The 7,488-nt window shown below is 60.1% G+C and carries 7 protein-coding genes; all 7 read right to left on the reverse strand.

The annotated features are described in order from the left end of the window. Window positions 1–7: 7 nt before the first annotated feature. The 7 genes from rsmG to rpmH all read right to left on the reverse strand — a co-directional run bounded on the left by rsmG (window position 8) and on the right by rpmH (window position 7,002). Complete coding sequence (gene rsmG, locus EJA05_RS28080) at window positions 8–658, reverse strand: 16S rRNA (guanine(527)-N(7))-methyltransferase RsmG (protein WP_125861211.1); 651 nt, start codon at window positions 656–658, stop codon at window positions 8–10. Beyond that, complete coding sequence (mnmG, locus tag EJA05_RS28085; protein WP_110994055.1) at window positions 655–2,547, reverse strand: tRNA uridine-5-carboxymethylaminomethyl(34) synthesis enzyme MnmG; 1,893 nt, start codon at window positions 2,545–2,547, stop codon at window positions 655–657. Before mnmG ends, rsmG begins: the two co-directional genes overlap by 4 nt. Before the next feature lie 518 nt (window positions 2,548–3,065). Continuing rightward, window positions 3,066–4,436 (reverse strand): tRNA uridine-5-carboxymethylaminomethyl(34) synthesis GTPase MnmE, encoded by a 1,371-nt coding sequence (gene mnmE, locus EJA05_RS28090; RefSeq protein WP_125861213.1) that lies wholly within the window; start codon window positions 4,434–4,436, stop codon window positions 3,066–3,068. A 90-nt stretch (window positions 4,437–4,526) separates the two neighbouring features. Next, window positions 4,527–6,209: a membrane protein insertase YidC gene (gene yidC, locus EJA05_RS28095; protein ID WP_125861215.1), complete on the reverse strand. Its 1,683-nt coding sequence runs from the start codon at window positions 6,207–6,209 to the stop codon at window positions 4,527–4,529. Window positions 6,210–6,211: 2 nt separating this feature from the next. Continuing rightward, window positions 6,212–6,457, reverse strand: a complete 246-nt coding sequence (yidD, locus tag EJA05_RS28100; RefSeq protein ID WP_101322785.1) for a membrane protein insertion efficiency factor YidD — start codon at window positions 6,455–6,457, stop codon at window positions 6,212–6,214. Further along, on the reverse strand, window positions 6,450–6,854 hold the full coding sequence (gene rnpA, locus EJA05_RS28105; protein WP_125466272.1) for a ribonuclease P protein component: 405 nt from the start codon (window positions 6,852–6,854) through the stop codon (window positions 6,450–6,452). The genes yidD and rnpA overlap by 8 nt, the downstream gene beginning before the upstream one ends. 13 nt (window positions 6,855–6,867) lie before the next feature. Then, the gene (gene rpmH / locus EJA05_RS28110; protein WP_003253163.1) at window positions 6,868–7,002 is read right to left on the reverse strand and encodes a 50S ribosomal protein L34; all 135 of its coding nucleotides are present in this window, start codon (window positions 7,000–7,002) and stop codon (window positions 6,868–6,870) included. Window positions 7,003–7,488 lie beyond the last annotated feature (486 nt).

The following is a 7,488-nucleotide window of genomic DNA, read 5'->3' on the forward strand; positions in this document are numbered from 1 at the left end:
TTCCCAGTCATGCCTTGCGGCGCAGTATCAGCAGATGGCGCTGGCCCTGGCAACCTGGAACGGTCAGGGCCTGCTCGCTTTCCACTGTGAAGTCTGCGGGCAATGCTACCAGTTCATCGGCAGGATGCAGCCCTTTCATTGCAAGCCATTGCGTGCGGGCGTCACCCAGGTGGCGGGTCCAGTTGGTGAAATTTTCCATGCTGCTGAAAGCGCGCGAGATGATCCCGCAGAACGGCTGCTCGGGCTGAACCTCTTCTACCCGGCTGTGGATAACCGTGAGGTTGTCCAGCTTCAGCTCCATTTTCACCTGGGTCAGGAAGCGGGTCTTCTTGCCGTTGCTGTCGAGCACCGTCACTTGCTTGTGCGGATGCAGGATAGCCAACGGGATGCCGGGCATGCCGCCACCGCTGCCGACATCCAGCCAACGCTGGGTGTCATTGTGGATAAACGGCATGACGCTGAGGCTGTCGAGCAGGTGGCGCGACACCATCTCGTCCGGGTTACGCACAGCGGTGAGGTTGTAGGCCTTGTTCCATTTGATCAACAGGGCCAGGTAGCCCAGCAGCAGTTCGTGCTGCTGGGCGCTCAGCTCGACGCCGAGCTGACGCGCACCTGTGGACAACTCTTCGGCGTGTTGCGGGGTGACCAGGGAACTCAAGCGCTTTGCTCCAATTCGCGGCCTGCGCCGCGTTTTTTCAAGTGAATCAGCAACAGGGAAATCGCCGCAGGCGTGACACCCGGGATACGTGAAGCCTGGCCAAGCGTTTCTGGACGGGTTTCGCCAAGCTTGCCCTGGATCTCCTTGGACAAGCCGGAAATCGAGGTGTAGTCGATATCCACAGGCAGGCGAGTGTCTTCACTGGCACGCAGCCGGGCGATCTCGTCCTGCTGACGGTCGATGTAGCCGGCGTACTTGGTCTTGATCTCGACCTGCTCGGCAACCTGTGGATCGATCACTTCGCCGCCGGTGGCTTCGATCAGGCCAGCGTAGTCGACTTCCGGGCGAGCCAGCAGGTTGAGCAGGCTGTACTCATGGTTCAGTGGGGTCGCGAACTTATCCACAATGGCCTGGCCTTGTGGCGTGCCCGGGCGCACCCAGGTGCTTTTCAGGCGCTGCTCTTCGCGCTCGATGCCTTCGCGCTTGGCGCTGAAGGCGGCCCAGCGCTCGTCGTCGATCAAACCCAGCTCGCGGCCTTTTTCGGTCAGGCGCAGGTCGGCGTTGTCTTCGCGCAGGATCAGCCGGTATTCGGCGCGCGAGGTGAACATGCGGTAAGGCTCTTGGGTACCCAGGGTGATCAGGTCGTCGACCAGCACACCGATGTAGGCCTCGTCACGGCGCGGGCACCAGCTTTCGCGGCCCTGCGCGCGCAACGCAGCGTTGGTCCCGGCCAGCAGGCCCTGTGCGCCGGCCTCTTCGTAACCGGTGGTGCCGTTGATCTGGCCCGCGAAGAACAGCCCGCCGATGACCTTGGTCTCGAGGCTGTACTTGAGGTCGCGCGGGTCGAAGTAGTCGTACTCGATGGCGTAGCCCGGGCGAACGATGTGGGCGTTTTCCATGCCGCGGATCGAGCGGACAAGCTCCAGCTGCACGTCGAACGGCAGCGAAGTCGAGATGCCGTTGGGGTACAGCTCATGGGTGGTCAGGCCTTCCGGCTCGATGAACACCTGGTGGCTTTCCTTGTCGGCGAAGCGATGGATCTTGTCTTCGATCGACGGGCAATAGCGCGGGCCGATGCCTTCGATCACACCCGAGTACATCGGCGAACGGTCGAGGTTCGAGGCAATGATTTCGTGGGTGCGCGCATTGGTGTGGGTAATCCAGCAGCTCACCTGGCGCGGGTGCATCTGGGCATTGCCCATGAACGACATCACCGGGATCGGCGTGTCGCCGGGCTGCTCGGTCATTACCGAGAAATCCACCGAGCGGCCATCGATGCGCGGCGGTGTGCCGGTTTTCAGCCGGCCGACGCGCAGCGGCAGTTCGCGCATGCGATGGGCCAGGGCAATCGAAGGCGGGTCGCCGGCGCGACCGCCGGAATGGTTCTGCAGGCCGATGTGGATAAGTCCACCGAGGAAAGTGCCGGTGGTCAGTACCACGCTCTCGGCGAAGAAACGCAGGCCCATCTGCGTGACCACACCCTTCACCTGGTCCTGCTCAACGATCAGGTCATCGCAGGACTGCTGGAATATCCACAGGTTCGGCTGGTTTTCCAGGATTTCGCGCACCACCGCCTTGTAGATGGCGCGGTCGGCCTGTGCCCGGGTGGCGCGTACGGCCGGGCCCTTGCGGTTGTTCAGGATGCGGAACTGGATGCCGCTCTTGTCGGTGGCCAGCGCCATGGCGCCACCGAGCGCATCGATTTCTTTGACCAGATGGCTTTTACCGATGCCACCGATGGCCGGGTTGCAGCTCATGTGACCGAGGGTTTCCACGTTATGGGTCAACAGCAGGGTTTTCACACCCATGCGTGCAGACGCAAGCGCAGCCTCGGTACCGGCATGGCCGCCGCCGATGACGATCACTTCAAAACGGGAAGGGAAATCCACCACGCACCTCGTGCCTGTTTTTACGAATAGAGAAGGTAAGCGGACAAGTATAGGGACTTACCCCCCTTCAAAGAAACCGTCTGAGCAAATTTTGACCAGGCTGTGGATGAGTGGCAGGCAATAGAAATCAAAGAAGAAAAATTTATAAAAGCTTTGTTTTTATGTTTATGTTTAGGGCCCCATCCGTCTGTTGATAACTACCTGTAGGCCTTTAACCACGGGATGTACAGCGATTCATAACCCTGGGCCTAAGTAGCCCTGTGGGGTCTGGACAAGGTTGTTTAACCTGTGGATGAAAGTGCTGGTTACCCACAGGCCGCGTTTTCCTCAACAAAAAAGCGCGGTTATCAACGGCGCTGAAGGTGAGTTTTCCACAGAGCACAGGCGAGCGTTCGCCTGCCTGTTGATGAAAAATTCAGGCGACGAACGGTCGTATAGCGAGGGATCTTGAGGGGGGTTACCGCATGGTTCCCCGCAACAAGCGCCAGGCAGCGCTTGCAGGGGAAGCCGGGAAGGGATTACTTGCCGATGCAGAAGCTGGAGAAGATTCGCCCCAGCAGATCGTCCGAGCTGAATGCCCCGGTGATCTCACCCAGGGCTTGCTGAGCCTGACGAAGGTCTTCTGCCAGCAACTCGCCAGCGCCAGCAAGGGTCAGCTGAGCACGGCCGTGTTCAAGATGGCTACTCGCCTGGCGCAGCGCTTCCAGGTGGCGGCGGCGTGCGCTGAAGCTGCTTTCCGCGGTCTGTTCATAGCCCATGCAGGCCTTGAGATTATCACGCAGCAAGTCCAAGCCCATGTCGCGGTCATTGGCACTCAGGGTAATGGTCGCGTGCCCGTCGTCACTCAGCTCCAGGCCGATCTGCTCGCCACTGAGGTCGGCCTTGTTGCGGATCAGGGTGACCTTGGACGGATCTGGGCGCTGATCGAGGAATTCTGGCCAAAGGGCAAAAGGATCGCTGGCTTCAGGCGCCGTCGAGTCGACCACCAACAGCACCCGATCGGCCTCGTTGATGGCCTTCAACGCCCTCTCTACACCGATCTTTTCCACATGATCATCGGTATTGCGCAGGCCTGCGGTGTCGACCACATGCAGCGGCATGCCGTCGATGTGGATATGTTCACGCAGGATGTCCCGGGTGGTGCCGGCGATATCGGTGACGATCGCCGCTTCACGGCCGGCCAGCTGGTTGAGCAGGCTGGACTTGCCGGCGTTCGGCCGGCCAGCGATGACCACGGTCATGCCATCGCGCAACAAGGCGCCCTGCCCGGCTTCGCGCTGCACTGTGGACAACTCGGTGCGTACATCATCGAGCATGCGCAACACATGGCCATCGGCGAGAAAGTCGATTTCTTCTTCCGGGAAGTCGATGGCGGCTTCGACATAGATGCGCAAGGCAATCAGCGCCTCGGTCAGCCCATGCACACGCTTGGAGAATGCTCCCTGCAGTGAGCGCAAGGCATTGCGCGCTGCCTGGGTAGAGCTCGCCTCGATCAGGTCGGCAATGGCCTCGGCCTGGGCCAGGTCGAGCTTGTTATTGAGGAACGCACGCTCGCTGAACTCGCCAGGCCGCGCCAGGCGGCAGCCCAGTTGCAGGCAGCGCTGCAGCAGCATGTCCATCACCACGGGGCCGCCATGGCCCTGCAGTTCCAGCACATCCTCGCCGGTGAACGAGTTCGGCCCGGGGAAGAACAACGCGATGCCCTCGTCCAGCACCAGGCCATCGGCATCGCGGAACGGGCCGTAGTGGGCGTGGCGCGGGGTCAGGCAGCGACCGGTGATAGCCTGCCCGGCCTGGCTGGCCAGTGGGCCGGACAACCGGACGATACCTACACCGCCGCGGCCCTGGGCGGTGGCGATGGCGGCGATGGTTTCACGCACAATATTCATGCTCGAAGCCTCTACAACGAATTCGAAAGACAGATAGCAAAAACGCCCCACGAGGGGGCGTTTTTATTCACAGGCTAGCGTAGCGGCCTGTCAAGCGGCTGCGTTTTTGGTCGCGGCCTCGATACGGCGAGTGATGTACCACTGCTGGCTGATCGACAGGCAGTTGTTCACAACCCAGTACAGCACCAGGCCAGCCGGGAACCACAGGAAGAAGAAGGTGAAGATGATCGGCATCATTTTCATCACCTTGGCCTGCATCGGATCCGGCGGCGTCGGGTTCAGGCGCTGCTGGATGAACATGGTCGCGCCCATGATGATCGGCAGGATGAAGAACGGATCCTTGATCGACAGGTCGGTGATCCACAGCAGCCATGGGGCCTGGCGCATCTCGACGCTTTCCAGCAGTACCCAGTACAGGGCCAGGAACACCGGCATCTGCACCAGGATCGGCAGGCAGCCGCCCAGCGGGTTGATCTTCTCTTTCTTGTACAGCTCCATCATCGCCTGGGACATCTTCTGGCGATCGTCACCGAAGCGTTCCTTCAGTGCGGCAAGCTTCGGCGCCACGGCACGCATGCGCGCCATCGAGCGATAGCTGGCAGCCGACAGCGGGAAGAACAGGCCCTTGATGAGCATGGTCAGGACGATGATCGACCAGCCCCAGTTACCGAGCAGGCTGTGGATATGTTGCAGCAGCCAGAAGATCGGCTGGGCAATGAACCACAGGAAGCCGTAGTCGACGGTCAGTTCCAGGCCTGGGGACAACTCTTTGAGCTTGGACTGGATCTTCGGGCCGGCGTACAGCATGGCGCTGGTTTCGGCCTTGCCGCCAGCAGGAACGCTGAGTGCCGGGCCGGTGTAACCGATGATGTAGTTGCCCTGGCTGTCCTTGCGGGTCTGGACGGCGTTGTTGTCGCCCTTGGCCGGGATCCAGGCGGTCACGAAGTAGTGCTGCAGCCAGGCTACCCAGCCGCCGGTCACATTTTCTTTCAAACTGCCCTTGTCGATGTCTTTCATCGACACTTTCTTGTACGGCTCGGCAGCTGTCCACAGGGCGGCGCCCAGGTAGGTAGCGGTGCCGGTGGCAGTACTCGACGACGGGTCGCCGCTGGCATCGCGCTTGAGCTGGGCAAACAGGTTGCCGTTCCACGCCTGGCCGCTCTGGTTGTCGATCAGGTAGCTGACGGTCAGGTCGTACTCACCGCGCTTGAGGCTGAAGCGCTTGATGTAGTTGACGCCGTTCTCGCTGAACTTCAGGTCGACTACCAGTTGATCCTGGCCGTCGGCCAGCTGGAAGCTCTTCTGCTCCGCGGCATACAGCGGGCGACCGGTGGAGCGGGCATCCGGGCCGTTGGCGCCGGTCAGGCCGCTTTGCGCCAGGTAGACACGCTCGCCACCGTTGTCGAACAGCTGGAACGGGATGTCCGGATGGTCCTGGCGGCGTGGGTACTTCGGCAGGGTCAGCTGGACGATGTCACCACCGACCGGGTCGATAGCCAGGTCCAGGACGTCGGTCTTGACCCGGATCAGGTCCTTGCTCAGTGCAACCGGAGCAAGTTCCGCAGGGCTGGATTCAGCATTGGCGCTCGGCACATCGGCGCTGGCGCCGGCGGTTCCGGCCGGGACGGTATCCGGCAGGGCCGGGGCAGCAGTGCTGGCAGCAGTATTCTGAGTCGGCAGGGCAGCCTGGCCGTAGTCCTGGTTCCATTTCAGGACCATGACGTAGGACACGATTGCCAGGGCGACGATCAGGATCGTGCGTTTAATATCCATGATTACTCGGCTATCGAAGAAGTTCGGGAGGAAGGAGCTGGTGGAACGGGATCGAAACCGCCGTCGTTCCACGGATTACAACGCCCCAGGCGACGAACGGCCAGCCACCCACCACGCAAGAGGCCATGATTTTCGATGGCTTCGTATGCGTAACAGGAACAGCTGGGATAGAAACGACAGTGACTGGCCATCAGTGGGCTGATGGCGTAACGGTAGAACTGGATCGGAACGAGGGCCAGTTTACGCATTGTGACTGTCTACCCCTGCGGGATTGGCGTTGACCGCTGGAGAGGGCCGACTGCGAGCCAGTCGCTTCCAGAGCTTGCCAAAGTGTTGGTGCAATTCTGGGTTTTCCACTTCGCCCAACCCCTTGCGCGCGACGATCACGATATCCAAACCCGCCAACATCTGCTGGTTCAGGCGGAACGAATCGCGCATCAGGCGTTTCAGGCGATTGCGTTGAACGGCGAGCTTGACGCTCTTTTTGCCGATCACCAGGCCGAGGCGTGGGTGATCGAGGCCGTTCTCGCGGGCAAGGATAAGCAGGTTTTTCCCTGGAACCTTGCCGGTTGGGGAGTCGAAGACCGCTTTGAAGTGCCGGGGTGTAAGCAGTCGCTTTTCCCGACTGAAGTCCTGACTCACCACCTGTGCCGAAAAATCAAATGGCCAGACGCTTACGGCCTTTGGCACGACGACGCGACAGAACGGCGCGGCCGTTCTTGGTGGCCATACGGGCACGGAAACCGTGGGTGCGTGCGCGCTTGATGGTGCTTGGTTGGAAAGTACGTTTCATGGCGTGTTACCTGGGTTGGTCGACAACGGGCCGGAAGGGCCCCCTTTTTAAGAGATCGGCGATTCTAGAGAAAGCAAGCCCATAGGTCAATTTCCAACCAGTCATTCCTTAATGAAGGGTGCCCAGTGGTCAGCGGTCAGACCTGGTTGAAAGACGGGCTGCATACCAACGCTCAAAATGTAAAAAAAAAGAAAGGCATATAAAAAGCTTTTCTGAAGAACTTATAGATCTTAAGTGGATAACCTTCTGTGGATAACACGTCACAGCCCACTATTTGCAAGCTGTACAGAGATTTGAAACCTTGTCGGTAACAGGTGTCTTCTCTGTGCCGGGCCTGCGTAAAACCTGTGCAGCAAAAGGCTGTTTATCCACAGGCGAATTATCCACAGGGCAGGACCCAGGGTTGTGCATAGCCCTCATGTGGCGTTATCCACAGGGCTTATTCACACCGCAAGATGATGTTTTGGTCGGATTTTGGCTTATTCA

Origin of the sequence: Pseudomonas oryziphila, assembly GCF_003940825.1 — a bacterium.
Classification (GTDB): domain Bacteria; phylum Pseudomonadota; class Gammaproteobacteria; order Pseudomonadales; family Pseudomonadaceae; genus Aquipseudomonas; species Aquipseudomonas sichuanensis.